Here is a 19,339-nt window from a genome sequence, read left to right on the forward strand (position 1 = left end):
ATGTACATACCAGACATAGAATTGCAATCCACTGCTGCCATCCGGCAGTTCCAGGAAAAAGAGGTGCTGCACCTGATCGGTTACCTGCGGCAGTTCTCGCCCTTTTATAAGGAATGGTTTGCAACGCATGGCATTACATCCGCTACTGTAAATAGTCTTAGCGATCTCGCCAAAATACCGCCGGTAACCAAAGAGGAGCTGCAGCAGCGCAACTGGGACTTTTTATGTGTGGACCGTAACAAGATCGCTGAGTACACTACTACTTCCGGCACCCTGGGTAAACCGGTGATCATTCCGCTTACTGCTAATGATCTGAACCGCTTAAGCTATAACGAATACATTTCCTTTTGCTGCGCCGATGGTGCAGACGATGATATTTACCAGCTCATGCTCACGCTGGACCGGCAGTTTATGGCCGGTATGGCTTATTACACGGGCATCCGCAAGCTGGGCGCCGGTGTGCTGCGCGTAGGGCCGGGCGTACCTTCCCTGCAATGGGAAAATATACAACGTATACAGCCCACTACCATTGTGGCAGTACCTTCGTTCATTTTAAAGCTCATCGCTTTTGCCAAAGAGCATAACATTGATATCAATGCATCTTCTGTAAAAAAAGCAGTGTGTATAGGCGAGAACATCCGCCAGGTGGACTTTTCCCTGAATGTGCTGGGCAAAAAAATCACTGAGCAGTGGAACATTCAGCTGTATTCCACCTATGCCTCTACAGAAATGCAAACTGCTTTCACGGAGTGTAAAGCCGGACTGGGCGGGCATCACCACCCCGAGCTGTTGTATGTAGAGCTGCTGGATGATGAGAACCAACCCGTAGGCCCCGGCGCAGAAGGCGAAGTAACCATTACCACCTTAGGCGTGGAAGGCATGCCCCTGCTGCGTTACAAAACCGGCGACATTTGCCGTTATGAAACCTCGCGCTGCAGCTGCGGACGCAATACCATCCGCCTTTCCCCGGTAATTGGCCGTAAAAAGCAAATGATCAAATACAAGGGCACCACTTTATACCCGCCCGCTTTATTTGACCTGCTGAATGAAATGGAAGAAGTAAAAGAGTTTGTAGTAGAAGTATTTTCCAATGAAATTGGTACAGATGAGATCCTGCTGCACCTGTGGCCGGTTTCAGAGTCTGAAGATACAGACCGTAAGATCCGCTCTTACCTGCAGGCAAAGCTGCGCGTAATACCGCAGGTGCGGTATATTTCCCAGGCAGAGATCATGAAAATGCAGTTCCCGGAAGGCATGCGCAAGCCTATGAAGTTTGTGGATAACAGGCAGGGTTAAAACACAAAATCCGCTACCCGTTCCGGGTTATCCAGCTTGGTGCTCTTCCGCACATCTTTCACCACCACATGCATCATATTGATCTGCTCCGGATGCTGCGCATAAAGAATATCATTGATGATGTGTACCTTTTTTACGCCCGCTACGCCCTTTACTTCTAAAAAACACCAGGCGGCATCTTCCTCTATCTGGTAGCCTAAATAGTGCAGCGCCAGCGGTTTACCATCAATTGTAATCCGTAAATGTTTGCCCAGGTAATCAGCTATCAGGCCATCTACAGCCTTCCGGTCGGCCGGGTGCAGAATATCTACCGGGGTTTTATATTCTGTTTTCAGGGTACGTTCCAGGTCATCATAAAAAATGCGGCTGCTTACCTGCAGCTCCTGCTGGGCGGCATTATGTCTTATTTCCGTCACGCTCACATAAAAAGGGTGCAGCAGCATAGCCCATGCACCAACCAACCATTTACATAATATTAAGCCCACTTGACTAAAAAATTTTAATTTTAAACGGAGAGTTTATATAATTACCAAAATTAGACAAAATATAGGCAATGAGTGAATTCGGCTTGTATTTCCAGTTAGGGTGGCAGCATATAGTAGCGTGGGACGGGGTTGATCATATTTTGTTTATAACTGCATTGTGCGCAGTATACCTGCTGAAGGACTGGAGAAAGGTGCTGATACTGGTGACCGCATTTACCATCGGGCACTCCATCACCCTGGCGTTGAGCGTGCTGGATATAATGCATATATCCACGCCCCTGATCGAGTTCCTTATACCGGTAACGATCTTCATTACCGCTTTATTCAACATCATCCGCCCACCGGCAGAAGAGCAGCAGCAGGCCATACAGCTCAACTACCTGTTTGCATTGTTTTTCGGGCTTATACACGGCATGGGTTTTTCCAACCGCCTGAAAAGCCTGCTGGGCACGGGAGAGAATGTAGTAATACCCTTACTGGGATTTAATGTAGGACTGGAATTCGGGCAAATACTGATTGTAATATGCGTACTGCTGCTGGCAGGGATCATTGTAAACATAACAGGGGTAAAACGCAGGGACTGGATCATGTTCCTTTCTTCTGCTATCTTTGGAGTTGCTTTTGTAATGGCAATTGAACGTTTTAAAGCATTATTTACATAGCAAAGGAAGCAAGCACCTGCACCATGGACTTTAAAATCAAAATCTAAACCGCTAATGTTACCCGGCTAAAAGCCAGGTTCACCGGCCATTAATATACGAGCATGCGGAACATACCGCGCAAAAATGAAATATTACGGATGAAAATGAAATACTTATGGCTGTCACTCTTATGTTGCAGCAGCGCTTATCCTTTGATGGCGCAGGATGCTAATCCTAATGGATCTAACCACGGCACCCGCTTTGAGCAGCTGGGCACTATGATCCAGGACCCTAATATGTACCGTTCTGCCTCCGGCGTACCCGGTCCTAAATACTGGCAGCAGCGCGCGGACTACGACATTTCCGCCACCCTGGATGATGCTGCACAAAAGCTCACCGGTGCAGAAACCATCACCTATTACAATAACTCTCCCGACCCGCTCACCTACCTGTGGTTGCAGCTGGATGAGAATGAGCATAATGCCAAAAGCGATAACCAGCATTTTGACGGCAGCCATATGTCTGATAAAATGTCTATGCGCGATGTAAATGGCTTACTGGGAACTACCAAGGACCTGGGCGTAAAGATCGTGAAGCTTACGGATGCCGGCGGCAATGCCCTGCATTATACGGTTAACCAGACCATGATGCGGATAGACCTGCCTAAAACCCTGATGCCGGGTGAGCAGGTAAAGCTGAAAATTGACTGGTGGTACAACATCTCCGACCGTATGACAGAAGGCGGCCGCGGTGGTTATGAATATTTTAAAGAAGATGGGAATTACCTGTACACCATGTCGCAGTGGTATCCCCGTATGGCTGTGTACTCCGACTTCCAGGGCTGGCAGAACAAACAGTTCACCGGCCGTGGCGAGTTTGCCCTTACCTTCGGCAACTTTCATGTAAAGATGACCGTACCTGCGGATCATGTGGTAGGCGCTACCGGTGAATGCCAGAACTATAAGGAAATGCTGAGCGGCGCACAATTTCAGCGCTGGCAGCAGGCACAAAGCGCTAAAGAGCCGCTGGAAGTAGTAACGCTGGATGAAGCTAAGAAAGGCCTGCAAAGCAAAGCTACCGCTACTAAAACCTGGGTGTACGAAGCGCAGAATGTACGCGACTTTGCCTGGGTTAGCTCCCGCCGTTTGGTGTGGGATGCCATGGCTACCAATATAGAGGGCAAAAAGGTAATGGCCATGTCTTATTATGGTCCGGAAGCCTATCCTTTATACCGCCGTTATTCCACTAAAGTAGTGGCCCATACATTAAAAAGCTACTCCGCACATACCATCCCTTATCCTTACCCCGTGGCTATTTCCGTGGAAGCGGCAAACGGTATGGAATATCCCATGATCTGTTTTAACTACGGCCGTGCGGAAAAAGATGGCACCTATTCAGAAGCTACCAAGAATGGTATGATAGGCGTGATCACGCATGAGGTAGGGCACAACTTCTTCCCCATGATCGTGAACTCTGATGAGCGCCAGTGGACCTGGATGGATGAAGGCCTGAACACTTTTTGCCAGTTCATGGCAGAACAGGAATGGGATAACAACTTCCCTTCCGGCCGTGGTCCTGCACACAAGATCGTGGACTATATGAAAATGCCGAAAGACAAGCTGGAGCCTATTATGACCAACTCTGAAAATATTGTGCAGTTTGGTCCTAATGCTTATGCCAAACCGGCTACAGCCCTGAATATTTTGCGGGAAACCGTTATGGGCCGTGAGCTGTTTGACTTTGCTTTCCGTGAATATGCACGCCGCTGGGCATTTAAACATCCTACCCCGGCTGATCTTTTCCGCACCATGGAAGATGCCAGCGCAGTAGACCTGGACTGGTTCTGGAGAGGATGGTTCTTTGGCATTGAACCCGTTGATGTAGCTATTGACAGCGTTAAATGGTACCGCCTCAATACACAGGACCCTGCGGCTGTAAGCAGCGATGATAAAGCCGCTTATGACCTGAAGGCAGATCATATTGCCCGCACCCGTAACCGTGCAGAAGGCGTGAAGTTTGCCGTGGAGCAGGATACCAGCCTGCAGGATTTTTACAGCAAGTGGGACCGTTTTGCAGTAACTGATAATGATAAAGCCAAATACAGCCAGTTCGTAAGCAGCTTAACACCTGAAGAAAAACGTTTGTACGACAGCAAAAAGAATTTCTACGAAGTATCCTTCTCTAACGTAGGCGGCCTGGTATCGCCCCTGATCATTGAATGGACCTTTGCAGATGGCACCAAGGAAACAGACCGTATCTCCGCCTATATCTGGCGTAAGGATGAATACCATGTAACCAAGGTATTTGCAAAAGATAAAGAGGTAGTAGCCATTAAGCTGGACCCACAGCGGGAAACAGCGGATATTGACGAAACCAATAACAACTGGCCGCGTGTAGCGCTGCCCTCCAAATTTGAGCTGTTCCGCCAGCAGGAACGTCCCAGAGGCTCCACTGCGGGGCCTAACCCCATGCAGCAATCCAGGGGCGGACAATAAGAATGTAGAATGTAAAATTTTAAATCATAAATGTAAAAGTAAAATGCTGCGAACGTAGGCCTGCCCAGTTTCGCAGCATTTTACTTTTACATGATCTCGTTCATAAAGTCTTTTCAACGGTCTCTATGAACCTCCTTCGTCAGTTTGAAATTTTACATTTATGATTTTACATTCCTTCCGGGATGGCTTGTTTGTTAGGGGCAAAATGGTTCACATTAAATTATGAAAAACGGATGAAGCAAATTTTCCAATGCTGGGCAGGCCTGTTACTGTTAGCCGGCAGCGCACAAGCCGCTAAGGTAGATACGTTAAACATTATGAGCCCAACCATGCACAAAAGCTACAAATGCGTGGTAATAAGACCAGAGGCTTATGATAAAAAGAAGACGGAGCGTTTCCCGGTCGTATACCTGCTGCATGGTTACGGCGGTAATTACGCTAACTGGGTAACAAAAGCACCGGCAATACAACAGCTGGCAGATGTTTATGAGATGATGGTGGTATGCCCGGATGGCAATACCGGCAGCTGGTACCTGGACAGCCCTATGGATAGCAGCTGGAAGTTTGAAACCTATGTGGGTACAGAAATACCAGCTTACATTGACAGCCATTACCGTACACTGGCTGATAGAGATCACCGCGCCATAACCGGCCTAAGCATGGGCGGGCACGGAGGTTTGTACCTGGGCATTCGTCACCAGCAAACCTTTGGCGCAGCAGGCAGTATGAGCGGGGGAGTGGATATACGGCCCTTTCCCCAAAAATGGGACCTGGCAAAACGCTTAGGCACACGGGATGAGCACCTGGATAACTGGAATAACTATACGGTCATTAATCAAACAACCCGTTTAAAGGATAGTGCGCTGGCACTTATTATTGATTGCGGGGTAAAGGACTTTTTTATTAACGTGAACCGTAACCTGCATCAGCAGCTGTTGCAGCAGGGTATTACGCATGATTATATTGAGCGGCCCGGGCAGCATAACTGGGATTACTGGTCTAATTCAGTAGTGTATCAATTATTATTCTTTCACCGGTTCTTCACCAAAGATGTAAAATGAAAAGTCCCGCCATTGTGCGGGACTTTTTTTTGTAACTGCTTTTGTAGCGATCTATGATTGATGGATAAATGGTTCAAAGATTTTTAGAAAATGCCGCCGGTGGGAACACCAGCGGCTTTTTTCAAACGTGTGAAATGTAGATAGAGAGTAAAAGATCTTATAGCTTATCCCACCACAGTCTTGTGCCACCGTTATCAGGCCCGCCCAACAGCTGTATAGCTTTCTGTACTTCTGCCTGGTTGGCCACATATTCCGCTTGTGGGAAGTTGATACGTCTTATCTGTATAGTGGTGCTGATAGTATTGTTGCTCAGGTTATTCACTACCGGGAACAGTTTAGGATAACCGGTGCGGCGGAACTCAGACCATGCTTCCTGCCCTTCAGGGAATACAGCTATCCATTTCTGGGTAATGATGCGTTCCAGCTTGGTATCAAAAGTGGCGCCATCGTCCCACTTAATAGTAATGGCAGAAGGAGAAGGAGCGTTATTGGCCGCATTCTTCGGATCCACATAAGCAGCAGGTTTGCTGACAGCATCATTCATATACTCGCTGGCCTGGTCTGCTACGCCCCATTGTGAAAGGGAAGTAGTGATACCTCTTTCATACAGCTCCTGTGCCGTACCGCCGGGATTAGCCCAGCTGCGCAGCGCAGCTTCTGCCCGCAGGAAGTATACTTCCGCAGAGGTCATTAACTGTAAAGGTGAGTTATCCTTGAGGCTTTTTGTTTCCTTATAAGCCAGGGTGGAAAAACCGCTGTAACCTGGTTTGGCAGTAATGCTGCCGCCTATACGGATGCCTTTGTACTGGCCGGGATAATCAGATGCCGGATCAAAATATTTGCCGATACGCGGATCATGAAAACCACCCAGGTAAGATTCCATAGAAGCGTTCATGCTAATATCGCTCCAGCCATCTTTATTGGTGATGGTATATAAAGGATGGCGTATGCCAAAACCACTCACCATTACATTATCGTTATTGGTTTCCATCAGCCCGCCGTTATCAGCCAGCGCTTTCTCACCCTGTGCTTTAGCAGTAGTGGGATCAGCTTTCACAATACGCAGCGCAAGGCGCAGGCGCAGTGAGTTGGCAAATTTTATCCATTGCTTGTAATCTCCACCATAGACCATATCAAACTTTGCAAACGGGGTAGCGCCTGGTTTGCTGGCTATGTAAGCTTTCAGATTAGTTACAGCAGTATCCAGCTCCAGGAAAAAACGTTTGTAAATACTTTCCTGGCTATCGTAGGCAGAGGTGGTGCCACCCTGGCCATACTGGCTGTAGGGGATAGGCCCGTAAATATCAGTAACACGGTGCATAGCCTCTACTTTCAGGATCAGCGCTACACCCCAGAAATCCGGCGCTACAGATTGCGCACCCCTTCTCTTTACCTCTAAAATAGGCGCCATTACACGGTTGTAAGCCAGGCTGAAAGGTGTACCGTTCCAGTCATTTACCAGCGCATAGGTAAGGTTGCTGATGTTGCCGCGGAATGGGTTGGCAGACATCATGTAACCGGAGTACACATCTGCTATCAGGTTTTGCTGCAGCTGGTATTCCCAGGTGGTATTGTTATAGTTATAGTAAATGGATGATTGTATCTGGGGATAAAAACCGCCAATGAAGTTGAAGTCCGGCTTCAGCTGGTCTTCGGTAAGCCCCGTTGGATCTGTGTTGTAGTCCTCAAAATTCTTGGTACAAGCCCCGGCGCCCAGCAATGCCGTTAATGCAACAAGGGCCAGTGCTCTATATTTATTGCTGATCTTTTTCATCTTCCTTGATTTTTTGGTGAGTTACTTAAAAGGTCACATTCAGGTTCAAACCAAAGCTGCGTACAGCCGGTAAGCTAAACACATCCACACCAGAGAGGCCGTTACCGGTTGACATAGTAACTTCCGGATCATAAGGCGCTTTCTTGTGGAAATAAGCCAGGTTGCGGCCTATCAGCGATAGCTTCAGGTTCTTAACAAAGCTGCTCTTCAGCACAGATGCGGGTAAGGAATAACCGATAGACGCTTCGCGCAGTCTTACCACAGTAGCGCTGTACACATATTGCTCACTTACGCCTGCACGGCCGCCAACAGTGGTATACCAGGTTTTAGCATCTATGGTGCTTACCGGTTTTTTATCAGCATCCACACCGTTAATAATTACACCACCGGCATCACGGGCATCGCCGCTTGCTTTGGATACGCCGTATTGATCCAGCATGGCCTGTGTCATAGACAATACCTGGCCGCCAAATTTGCCATCCACCAAAAAGCTTACGCTAAAGTCTTTAATGTTAAAGCTGTTGTTCCAGCCGGCCTGCCATTTAGGATTGGGGTTGCCAATGAACTTTTGGTCTGCAGCTACCATGGGCAAACCATCAGCGCCTATCATAATGCGGCCCTGCTCATCGCGTTGTAATACGCGGCCGTAAATATCACCATAAGAACCGCCTACTTTGATCAGGGAAGTGTAAGCATTGGATCCCGGATCTGTTAAAATAAACTGATCAATACTGGGCGCCAGCTCTTTCACTGTATTCTTGTTCTTGGAGTAGTTGATGGTAGTGTTCCATTTAAAGAACTTGCTGTTCACCAGGTTGTACCCTAACAATACTTCCACACCTGTGTTCTGAACATTACCGGCATTCACATAGCGGAAGCTGTAACCGGTGCCCGGTGGTACGGCTATCTGGAAGTACTGGTTAGTGGTATTGGTTTTATAATAAGTGAAATCAAAGCTGAGTGCATCTTTCAGGAAACGCCATTCAGTACCTACTTCCAGTGATTTTGTTTTTTCAGGTTTCAGATCTGTAAAAGGCTGAATAGTGTTGAAGTCAAATGTACCGCCTGAAACGCCCAGCTTATTTACCGGGTGTGTTACGTAAATAGGTACGGAGTTACCTACTACAGAATAAGAACCTCTCAGCTTGGCATAAGTAACTGCCTGCGGCATAGGTATCATATCATGCAATATGAAAGATAAACCTGCGGAAGGATAGAAGTAAGAGCCATTGGGTGTAAAGCTCAGGTTAGAAGACCAGTCGTTACGGCCGGTAAGGTCCAGGAATACCAGGTCTTTAAAGGAGATGCTGGCATTACCAAAAACTGCCTGCAGCTGCTGATGGCGGCTGGGCTCTGTGCTGATCTGGCTACCGGGCGTCATGTTCTGCAGCGTAAAGAAATTAGCTACATACAGGCTGCCGTTATAGGAATCGGCCCTTAAACCTTTTGTTTTGGTATCTGTAATGCTGGAACCTAACAATGCATTCAGCTTAATATCGCCGAAGGATCTGTTCAGGTTCAGGATCACATCGCCATAGAACTGGGTGGTGGTAAGGTTGCTGGTAATGTAACGGCCATTGGGACCGGAAAGTACGCCATTGGTACCTGCATAAATGCTGGCATCATAGGTATCATTGGTACGGTCCATATTACCGCGTGCCTGCAGGCTTAACCAATCTGTAAAATCATATTTGGCAGATGCGCTGAACAGGGTGCGGTTACGTTCTGTAACACTGCCGTTCCTATTTGTGATCCAGTAAGGGTTCTGCTGCACGTCTTCGTTAAAGGGCCAGTTCTGTAAGTAGATCTGTCTTACATCATCCAGCTTTGTATAATTATCCTTGTAAGGCTGCATGTTTAAACCGCGGGGAAACAGGTACAGGCCTGTGAGCGGGTTAAAGTATAAACCTGTTACAGGGGCATTGTTTATTTTTTGAATGATCACATTAGCGCTTCCGTCCAGGGTTAGCTTGTTATCCAGGAACTTGCCGGTTTCGCGGAAAGTGATGTTGTGCCTGGAAAGATCATTTTCCGGTATCACACCATTCGCACGGGTATTGGCATACGAAAAATAGGTCTGCATTTTTTCATTACCGCCGGAAAGGCCTACAGAATTGATCCAGGTATAACCGGTGCGGTAAAAGTCTTTTACATTATCCTGTGCACCATTAATGGCAGGGCCCCAGCTTTGTGTAGCTGCATTGGGATCCTGGCCATACTTGTTCTGGAACTCAGGTTTGATAGCTACGCGGTCCAGCTGAAAACCACTGGAGAGGTCCACTTTTGTAGCGCCGTTCTTTCCTTTTTTAGTGGTGATCAGGATTACGCCGTTAGCGGCCTGGCTGCCATATAATGCAGATGCTGATGCGCCTTTCAGTACAGAAATGCTTTCAATATCATCGGGGTTCAGGTTAGAGATACCATCACCGCCATCACGGCCGGGCGCGTAGCTGATAGTACCATCGCCACCCCAGGTGCTGTTAGGCTGCTGTACAGTATAGTTGGTCATGGGTATACCATCAATTACATACAACGGCTGGTTGCTGCCCTGCGCTGATTTGTTACCACGCAGTACTACTTTAACAGAGCCGCCTGCGCCGGAGCTGCTGCGGTTAATGTTTACGCCGGCCACCTTACCGTTCAAAGAGTTCATCAGGTTGGGATCTTTTGCAGTGGTGAGCTCTTCACTGCCGATGCGTTGTGTGGAATACGTAAGTGATTTGGGCGTTTTCTTTACACCCAGCGCAGTTACTACTAATTCATTTAAACCTTTTACATTGCCTTGCAGGGTAATGTTTACCGTGGTGCTGCTGCCCACAGGTACTTCAGTGCCAACAAAACCAATGGAGCTAAATACCAGCACATCACCGGGGTTGGCGGTGAGCTTAAATACGCCGTTAGCGTCTGTTTGTGTACCCTTGTTACTTCCTTTTACCTGTACGGTTACACCGGGTAACGGTGTGCCCTGGGCATCGCGTACGGTGCCTGTTACGTCTTGCTCAACCGGAGTATGAGCAAATGTGGGAGTAGCTGCAATGGCCTGCATGCGCGCATCTCCGGCCAGTACCAGGCAAAGTATCACGCTTGCCGGTCTGCATGTCCATGAAAGACGGAATTTTCTGTTCATATGCTAGTTTGGTTGAAATGTCATGGTTTACGTTAGGCAATAGAATCCCCCTCAGCTATAGCGCTGTAGTTTTTTCATAATCATAAATGCTGTTTACACGTTAAATTTTACACGTTAAAGTTGGTGCACGATTTTGTTGACCTTTAAAGGATGCAGATAAGAGGTCGTGCGAAAAGTACCGAAGTACCATCGCGCTTGATAAATTTTTAAAATAAAATTAACGTGGCTGTTTAAGGGCTTTGGAGTACGCATCCAGGCAGCGTTTGCGGGCGGCTTCATGCGCTATAATAGGAGTGGGGTAATCTAATGTGTCCAGCTCAGGCACCCATTTTTTTATGTAGTGCAGCTGCGGATCAAATCTTTTTGTTTGCAGGGCAGGATTAAAGATCCTGAAGTAAGGGGCGGCATCACACCCGCAGCCAGCGGCCCATTGCCAGTTGCCATTGTTGGCTGCCAGGTCAAAGTCCAGCAGCTTTTCCGCAAAGTAAGCCTCGCCCCAGCGCCAGTCTATTAATAAGTGTTTGGATAAAAAAGAAGCGGTAACCATTCTTACACGGTTATGCATAAAACCGGTTTCATTCAGCTGCCGCATACCGGCGTCTACCAGCGGGTAACCAGTAGTGCCCTTACACCAGCGTTCAAATTCCTGTTCAGGATACCGCCACTTGATAAAATCATAGTCGGCTTTAAATGCCTTGCCTTCGCCTACTTTAGGGAAATGCCAGAGAATGCTTTGAAAAAAATCGCGCCATATCAATTCCGACATAAACACTGCATTCAGCTCCTGCGCGGTTTGCAGCAGCTGGCGGATGCTGACGGTACCAAAGCGCAGGTGTATGCCCATGTGTGTGGTACCGTTTATGGCGGGTATATCCCGCTGTTTATCATACTTACGTACAATATCCTCATCCAGTGTGGCGGAGGGGAATGGGAGGCCAGCTTCCTTAAATCCCATAGACTTTAAAGAGGGGATACGGTGCGCCGATTGTTTGTGAAAATTGTGGAAGTATTTTTCAGTGGAATAACTTTTTGCATAAAAATCATTCAGTGTGGCTTTCCATCTTTTGCTGTACGGGGTATATACCGTATATGGGTCACCGTTATCTTTTATTACCTCGTCCTTTTCAAAGATCACCTGGTCTTTATAGGTGTGTAAGCTTATGCCATGCTCTTTCAGCAAATGCTGGATCTCCTTATCTCTTTTAATGGCATAGGGCTCATAGTCATGATTGGTAAAAACCTTTTCGATGTTATATTTGGTGAGCAGCTTTTTAAACACTTCTGTTGGCGCGCCATAATATACTTCCAGGGAAGCGCCTTTTTGTACCAATGCTTCCTGCATATCTTCCAGCGCCAAACGGATAAATTCTACCCGGCGGTCTGTTTTTTCTTCCAGGTCGTCCAGTATAAGCTTATCAAAAATGAAAACGGGTATTAGGGGTTTGTCCTGTTTTAAAGCATGGTATAATCCTGCGTTGTCATCCAGACGAAGGTCACGCCGGAACCAAAAGATGTTAACCTTCATAATATCAATATATGATGATGCTTAAAGGTCGTATTTATTCTTTACTTATGGTTTGTCCCACCATAACCTTGTACCTCCATTGTCCGGCCCGCCCAGCGCCTGTAAAGCCCTGGCCACGCCTTGTGGATTGGTGGCATATTCTAACTGCGGGAATGCAATGCGGCGTATAAACGTTTCAGTAGGTATTTTGCCGTTACTGTAATTCAATACTACGGGGAACAGTTTGGGGTAACCGGTACGGCGGAACTCGGCCCAGGCTTCTTCACCTTCGGGAAACATAGCAATCCATTTCTGGGTAATAATGCGTTCCAGCTTTTGGGCGGTAGTAGCGTTATTATCCCACTGAATGGTAATGTTGCTCAGGCAGGGGCTGCCGGCCGGCACATTATTAACAGCGTTTTTGGGATCTGTATAGGGCTTGGCCGTATAGGTATGATTGGTGATGTATTCCGGAAATTCGCTGTCCAGCTGGTATTGTGCAAACGAGGTATGAATACCCTGTTCATAATTACTGCCGGCATTACCCGCGCCTTTCCAGCCATAGAGGGCTGCCTCTGCTTTCAGGAACCAGGCTTCTGCTGCGGTCATCAGCTGTATGCGGGAGGGCAGGGGCGCCAGTTTGGAAAAACCGTTGTAAGTATCCCGGCTGTTGATGTTAATACCATTACGGATACCATTATACGAAGAATCGCGCGCATCGGAATACACGAAGTAAGCCGGTAGGCGGGGATCATGGTAGCCGGTCATAATGGATTCCATGGGCGCGCCCATGCGGATGTCGTTCCACTTATAACAAATCACGTACAGCGGGTGTGTAACCGGGCTGATGTTGATGCTGAAATTATCTGCTGGGGTGGTTAGCAGCCCCAGGGGATGCTGCAGCGCTGCTTCTCCTTCCTGGCGTGCTTTATCCGGGTCAGCTTTGGAAATGCGTATGGCCAGCCGCAGGCGCAGGCTGTTGGCAAATTTTACCCATTTAGTATAGTCGCCACCGTAAGCCAGGTCAAAAGGCCTGAAGTTCTTTTGGCTGCGGGTGGTATATAACGTTAGCGTATCAATGGCGGCTGAAAGGTCCTGGAAAAAGGCGTTGTAAGCATCCTGCTGCGTATCATAATCCACACTGCGGTCCGTATTAATAATACCATACCGGGTATAGATAATGGGCCCGTATACATCGCTTACCCGGTGCATGGCGGCTACCCGCAGCAGCTGCGCCCAGGCATAAAAATCGGAGTACCGGCCTTTGGATTTTTCCTGTACAAACTTGCAGTTAGGCATTACGTTGCCATAGGCAATGGTCCATACATGGTTGTTCCAGTTATCTAAAAGATCGTAGGTGGTGTTGTTGCGGTTGGATTCAAAAGGAGTGGGCGTCATCATGTAACCGGAGTACACATCGCCTATGAGGTTTTGCTGTACCTGCGCCGTGGCTGGGTCATTGCTTACCACAATATTCAGCATGGTCTGGATCAGCGGCTCGCCCAGCAGCTTCAGGTCTGGCGTTAGCTCATCCTCATTAAAATCGTAGGGGTTTTCGTTGATGCTTTCAAAATTCTTGGTGCATGCGCTTAGCAACAACCCGCCCAGGCAGGAAGCAGCTATCACACGTTTTATCTTATTGTAAACACACCCCATTTCTATGTGAAATTACGCAGGTTTGATCTGCCGCTTTTTACATCAGATCACCTGTTTCCAGTTTTTCAGTTCCTCAGAATCCTACTCTCAAATTCAGGCCCATGCTGCGTACAGCCGGCTGCCCGTATACATCTATGCCTTGTAAGCCATTACCGGAGCTCATAGATACTTCCGGATCAAAGGGCGCATCCAGCTTAAAAAAACAAAGGTTCCTGCCTACCAGCCCCGCCTGCAGCTGCCGGATCCATTTGGAGCGGATGGGCAGCTGCCAGGTAAGCGATACCTCGCGCAGGCGTACGTTGGTGGCGCTATACATATACAGATCGCCAATGCCGGCACGCCCGCCAATAGTGGTATAATATTTCTGCGCATCGTACTTACCGGAAAAGGGTGTACCATCTTCATTCACGGCATTTAACACTACTCCGCCATTATCCCGGGCCTTTGCGCTGGCTTCACTTACGCCATATTCATCCTGTATGGCCTGGGTAATGCTCATCACTTTGCCGCCAAATTTACCATCTACCAGGAAGCTAAAGGTAAGCCCTTTATAATCCAGGGTATTGTTCCAGCCCAGCGTAAAACGCGGGTTGGGATTGCCAATGTTCTTCAGCACATCCTTATTGGTTTTCAGGTGCCCGTCGCCATCAATTACATACTGGCCTTTTTCATTTTTATACAATTCTTTATTGCTGTAAATATCGCCCCAGGCGCCGCCTTCCTTAATAAAAGAGCCATACATGTTGGTAAGGAAGTCCGTTAATATAAAGTAGTTGTCAGGCCCGGCGCCCGGTATGCTGTTGTTGCTTAGCTTTATTACACGGTTCCTGTTAAAGCTGTAATTTAAGCCGGACTGCCAGCGGAATTCTTTACTGCGTACAGGCACCAGCGTTAGGGTAGCTTCCAGCCCGGTGTTCTGAATATTGCCCAGGTTAAGGTAATAGAACAGGTAACCGCTGCCACTGGGGGCGGGCACTTCCATGTATTGCTGGTAGTTATTGTTCTTGTACCAGGTTACATCCAGGTTTACGCGGTTATCCAGCAGGCGTACTTCTGCACCGGTTTCCAGGGAACGGTTGTCCTCCGGTTTCAGGTACACGCCAGGGTAGGGGGAGCGGGTATTGAATGCAATGCGCGTAACACCGGCCACTGTTTGTAAGGTAAACCGCGCCGGGCGCGATACATAAGGAGCAATATCATTACCCACCTTTGCATAGGAGATACGCAGTTTTGCAAAGCTGATAGCAGCGGGCAGCTTTACCATATCGCTTAGCAGCGCGGTAATGCCGCTGGAATAATAGAAATATCCTTTACTGCTAATGGGCGTGTAGGCAAAGGTGCTGGACCAGTCATTACGCCCTGTAAGGTCCAGGAACAAATAATCCTTAAAACCTAACTGCGCGCTGGCAAACACGGCCTGCAGCTGCCGCTTTTCTATGTATTGCTGTGCATCCAGCGCATTGCTGGAAATATCTGCTACGGAAAAATGATTGGCTACGCTTAAGCCCGGGTTGGCATTGGGGTTGGTGCTGATGAGCGTACGGTCATGCGCGCGCACATCCATAATGCTGGAACCCATAGTGGCTGCAAGCTGCAGCCGGTTGTTCCACTTTTTTACAGCGCTTACTAAAAGATCGCCATACAGCTGGGTATTGTTCTCTTTTTCCAGCGTGTAACGCCCGTTGGGTGGCGAAAGCACGGTTTGCGTGCCGGCATAGGCTTTCAGCTCGTACTGGTCTGAAGAGCGGTCAAAGCTGCCCCGGGCCTGTATAGAAAGCCAGCTGTTCACCAGGTACTTCATAGATAAAAAGCCCAGGCTGCGCATGCGGTTTTCTTCCCGCAAGCTCCTGTACAGCAGCCAGTAAGGGTTCTGCTGATCATCCTGGCCGGTCCAGTCCTTATCATTACGGATATTCCACCAGTTCTGTAAGGGCAGGCTGCGGGCTGCATCAAAATACTCGTAATTTTTATAGGAGCTGAAATCAAGCCCGCGTGGAAAGTTGTATAAACCTGTGAGGGGATTAAAGTATAACCCGCTGGCAGCGCGGTTCAGCGCTTTTTGCAGCATAAAGGTTACGTTACCGTCTATCAGCAGCTTATTATCCAGCAGGCGCACGGAGCCGCGGTAGTTAAAGGTATGCCGGTCCAGCTTGGAGTTGGGCAGTATGCCTTTGTTATTGGTGTTGGAATAAGAAAAATACGAAGGCGCTTTATCCAGGCCGCCGCTGAAAGAAACGGAGTTGGTAAAAGTTACACCGGTATTAAAGAATGGTTTAACAGGGTCAGGTGCTGTAACCGGCGCGCCCCAGCTATCTGCAGATCCGGGCTGCGGCTGGCCTTTATCATCAATATAAGGCGGTGTAGTTTGCCCGTAGCGGTATTGCAGCTTAGGCAGCAGCATAGGTGTTTCAATGGTAAGGTCAGAGGATACATTGATATGCCCTTTACCTGGCCGGCCTTTTTTAGTGGTGATCACAATTACGCCATTGGCTGCCTGGCTGCCATACAAAGCAGCTGCAGAAGGGCCTTTGAGTATGCTGATGCTTTCAATATCATCCGGGTTCAGGTTAGAGATACCGTCACCGCCATCACGGCCGGTATTGCCTACAATACTGCTGGATTCTCCCCAGATGTTGGCGGGCTGCGAAGGCGTGTAGTTGGCCATGGGTACGCCGTCAATAATATACAGGGGCTGGTTTTCCCGGGTAGATTTATTTCCTCTTAAGATCACTCTTGCAGAGCCGCCAATGCCGGAGGCGCTGCGGAAAATATTTACCCCGGCTATTTTGCCGGACAGGCTGTTGATCACATTTGCATCTTTTACCCGGGTAAGATCTTCATTACTGAGCTGCTGCGTGGCATAGGTAAGCTCTTTGGTTCTTTTGGGAATGCCCAGAGCCGCTACTACAAACTCATTCAGCCCTTTAATGGATTCCTGCAGGGTTACATTCACCTCATCGCTGTTATCCAGGATCACTTCTTTTTGTAAATGGCCAATGGAGCGGAATACCAGCACTTCTGAGGGAGCGGCGCTGAGCGTAAAGGTGCCATCGGCCCCGGCCTGTGTGCCTTTGGTACTGTTCTTTACCAGGATGGTAGCGCCGGAAAGGGGCGCACCGTGTGCATCGTATACCCGTCCGCGTATTTCCTTTTCCGGCAGCCGGCCGTTCACCAAGGTTACGCTGTTCAGGGGCTCCGGTCCAGGGTCCGGGCCTACGATGATCTTATCTTCTTTCAGTACGAATTTTAACCCGGTTTGGCTGGCCAGTATCTGCAGCACTTCCTCCACCGGCATTTTATTACAGCGCAGGGTGATCTTTTTTTTGAGGCTTTGGCTCAGGTCTGTTTTATCGTAATGGAAATTAAGCCCGGTTTGTGCGGAGATCTCTGCCATCACGGCTTCCAGCGGTTTATTACGGGCCTGAATGCTGACTAATATAGGTATATCCATGCACGCTGCCGGCAACCATGTTAACAACAGGCCGGCAGTCATACTTACCATATAGCAGTATGATCTAAACGTTGTCATGGGATAAAAGCAAATGGTTAATGGAGGGCCTTAGTTCTTCAGTACTATCGTATCATTGCTGATCGTATAGGAAAGGGACTTGGCCAGGCATATGGTCTCTACTACATCCTGCAGGCTTTCTTCCTTAAAGAAGCCGGTATACTTCCACTCTTTCTTATTGCTTTGATTGATGACGGTAACTCCATAACGGTTCTCTATCTCTGTAATTACTTCGGTATATGAGGCGTCTTTAAACACCAGGTAGCCCTGTTTCCAGCCGGTGATCTCTTCCTGTTTTTCAAAGGACGATTTTACCAGTTGCAGGGATTGCACATTGTAATGCACCTGCTCATTGGGCAACAATATTACGCTATTTCCCTCTTTATTGTTATCAAGTACACGATCTATTTTTACTTTGCCTGTGAGCAGCGCCACGGTGATCCTGTTCTCATGTGCATAGTCGCGGATGTTGAAAGAGGTGCCCAGCGCAGTGGTTTGCAGGTTGCCGGTATGTACGGTAAAAGCGCTTTTTTCATTGGATGCTACGGTAAAAAAGGCTTCTCCTTCTTCCAGGTACACATCGCGGCGGGTGCCGGTGAACTGTAATGGATAGCGGAGATAGCTGGATGCATTTACCACGATGGTGCTGCCATCTGCCAGCACTACACGTTCTGTAGCGCCTTTGGCGGTGCGCAGCTCCATAAACCCGTCTTTTTCCGTACGGCTGCTTTTGGGAGGTGTTGTTTGTGCTATGGAAGACCCGGCCGGTATAGCGGTGCGGGATTGTTTCAGGTAGGTGAACAGCCAGGCGCCGGCCAGCAGCAATACGCTGGCGGCGGCAGCCACATAATACATCGGACGCAGTTGCCGGCGGGGCACCTGGATCCTTTCCCGGATGCTTTGCTTCACGGCCTCCAGCTGCAGGGGCAGGTCATCATCAGCCACGGGGGGAGTATGATGCCGGTTTACGCCCTCAAACCATTTTTCAATGATCGCTGATTCTTCTGCCGTGCATTGTCCCTGCGTATAGCGCTCCAGTATCTGTTTTATGTGTTCTGTATCCACCGTTTCGGATTTATGATTTACCAGTAGTCGTATAAGTGAGACTTAGGTACTACTATTTTAGATTTACGATTGCAGATTTTAGATTTAGCTAAAATTAATGGCTTCCGTATTTACAATCGTTAGTTTTGTTCCTGTTTTGTTTGATATCATGGCTGCTCTGTCCCTCACGATCGCAGATCCTGGTGTGAGCGCAGGATCTTCAACGCTTTAGTGATCTGGTTCTTCACAGTTTGTTGTGATAGTCCCAGCCGCTGCGCAATTTGTTCTATGGATTGATGTTCCAGCCTGCTGAGCATGAATATTTCCTTCATACGGCCGGGCAGGTGGTTGATGGCTTCCAGTATTTCCTGGTTTTTGGCTTTATAGTCAACGGCCTCCGTAATATTTTCCGGCTGCGCATCAAAATGTTCTATAAGCTGCTGCAGGTATTTCCGGTAAGAGGTGTTCTTGCGGTAAATGTCAATTACTTTATGCCGGGCGCTCTGGTAGAGGTAAGATTTCAGCGATTCGCTGATATGCAGCTGTTTACGTTTTTCCCACAGGGATACAAAAAGGTCCTGCAGCACATCCTTGCTGATCTCCCCGGTTTCCAGCTTGCTCAGGATATACAGGTACAATGGCTTACTGTAACGCTCGTAGATGGCGTTAAAGGCCGCGACGTTATCGGCCCGGAGCAAGTTAAGTAGCTGTTGATCTGAATAGTTGCTGTACATCAGGATTACAGGTA

12 protein-coding genes are annotated in these 19,339 nt (G+C 48.3%); 4 read left to right on the forward strand and 8 right to left on the reverse strand.

The window, feature by feature from the left end; all coding sequences use genetic code 11:
- Positions 1 to 1,296: a phenylacetate--CoA ligase family protein gene (locus tag KVT36_RS13785; protein WP_217604088.1), complete on the forward strand. Its 1,296-nt coding sequence runs from the start codon at positions 1 to 3 to the stop codon at positions 1,294 to 1,296.
- Here KVT36_RS13785 and KVT36_RS13790 read toward each other — a convergent pair.
- On the reverse strand, positions 1,293 to 1,781 hold the full coding sequence (locus KVT36_RS13790) for a DUF6702 family protein (protein ID WP_217604089.1): 489 nt from the start codon (positions 1,779 to 1,781) through the stop codon (positions 1,293 to 1,295). The genes KVT36_RS13785 and KVT36_RS13790 overlap by 4 nt on opposite strands.
- Positions 1,782 to 1,849: 68 nt before the next feature.
- On the opposite strand from KVT36_RS13790, the gene KVT36_RS13795 reads away from it, so the two are divergent.
- The 3 genes from KVT36_RS13795 to KVT36_RS13805 all read left to right on the forward strand — a co-directional run bounded on the left by KVT36_RS13795 (position 1,850) and on the right by KVT36_RS13805 (position 5,978).
- On the forward strand, positions 1,850 to 2,443 hold the full coding sequence (locus KVT36_RS13795; RefSeq protein ID WP_254639990.1) for a HupE/UreJ family protein: 594 nt from the start codon (positions 1,850 to 1,852) through the stop codon (positions 2,441 to 2,443).
- A gap of 143 nt (positions 2,444 to 2,586) precedes the next feature.
- Positions 2,587 to 4,917, forward strand: coding sequence for a M1 family metallopeptidase (locus KVT36_RS13800; RefSeq protein ID WP_217604090.1), 2,331 nt, complete (start codon positions 2,587 to 2,589; stop codon positions 4,915 to 4,917).
- Positions 4,918 to 5,150: 233 nt separating this feature from the next.
- The gene (locus KVT36_RS13805; protein ID WP_217604091.1) at positions 5,151 to 5,978 is read left to right on the forward strand and encodes an alpha/beta hydrolase family protein; all 828 of its coding nucleotides are present in this window, start codon (positions 5,151 to 5,153) and stop codon (positions 5,976 to 5,978) included.
- Positions 5,979 to 6,135: 157 nt separating this feature from the next.
- On the opposite strand, the gene KVT36_RS13810 is transcribed toward KVT36_RS13805, so the two are convergent.
- From KVT36_RS13810 to KVT36_RS13840, 7 genes are all read right to left on the reverse strand, one after another.
- The gene (locus KVT36_RS13810) at positions 6,136 to 7,752 is read right to left on the reverse strand and encodes a RagB/SusD family nutrient uptake outer membrane protein (RefSeq protein ID WP_217604092.1); all 1,617 of its coding nucleotides are present in this window, start codon (positions 7,750 to 7,752) and stop codon (positions 6,136 to 6,138) included.
- Between the two features lie 25 nt (positions 7,753 to 7,777).
- Positions 7,778 to 10,879 carry a SusC/RagA family TonB-linked outer membrane protein gene (locus KVT36_RS13815; RefSeq protein ID WP_217604093.1) on the reverse strand — a complete coding sequence of 1,034 codons (3,102 nt, stop codon included), beginning with the start codon at positions 10,877 to 10,879 and terminating at the stop codon, positions 7,778 to 7,780.
- A 217-nt stretch (positions 10,880 to 11,096) separates the two neighbouring features.
- The gene (locus tag KVT36_RS13820; RefSeq protein WP_217604094.1) at positions 11,097 to 12,404 is read right to left on the reverse strand and encodes a deoxyribodipyrimidine photo-lyase; all 1,308 of its coding nucleotides are present in this window, start codon (positions 12,402 to 12,404) and stop codon (positions 11,097 to 11,099) included.
- 45 nt (positions 12,405 to 12,449) lie between these two features.
- On the reverse strand, positions 12,450 to 14,039 hold the full coding sequence (locus KVT36_RS13825) for a RagB/SusD family nutrient uptake outer membrane protein (RefSeq protein ID WP_217604095.1): 1,590 nt from the start codon (positions 14,037 to 14,039) through the stop codon (positions 12,450 to 12,452).
- A gap of 73 nt (positions 14,040 to 14,112) precedes the next feature.
- Positions 14,113 to 17,541, reverse strand: coding sequence for a SusC/RagA family TonB-linked outer membrane protein (locus KVT36_RS13830; protein ID WP_217604096.1), 3,429 nt, complete (start codon positions 17,539 to 17,541; stop codon positions 14,113 to 14,115).
- Between the two features lie 57 nt (positions 17,542 to 17,598).
- Positions 17,599 to 18,612 (reverse strand): FecR family protein, encoded by a 1,014-nt coding sequence (locus tag KVT36_RS33170; protein WP_217604097.1) that lies wholly within the window; start codon positions 18,610 to 18,612, stop codon positions 17,599 to 17,601.
- Positions 18,613 to 18,776: 164 nt separating this feature from the next.
- On the reverse strand, positions 18,777 to 19,325 hold the full coding sequence (locus tag KVT36_RS13840; RefSeq protein WP_217604098.1) for an RNA polymerase sigma factor: 549 nt from the start codon (positions 19,323 to 19,325) through the stop codon (positions 18,777 to 18,779).
- Positions 19,326 to 19,339 lie beyond the last annotated feature (14 nt).

Source organism: Chitinophaga sp. GbtcB8, assembly GCF_019091455.1.
GTDB lineage: Bacteria > Bacteroidota > Bacteroidia > Chitinophagales > Chitinophagaceae > Chitinophaga.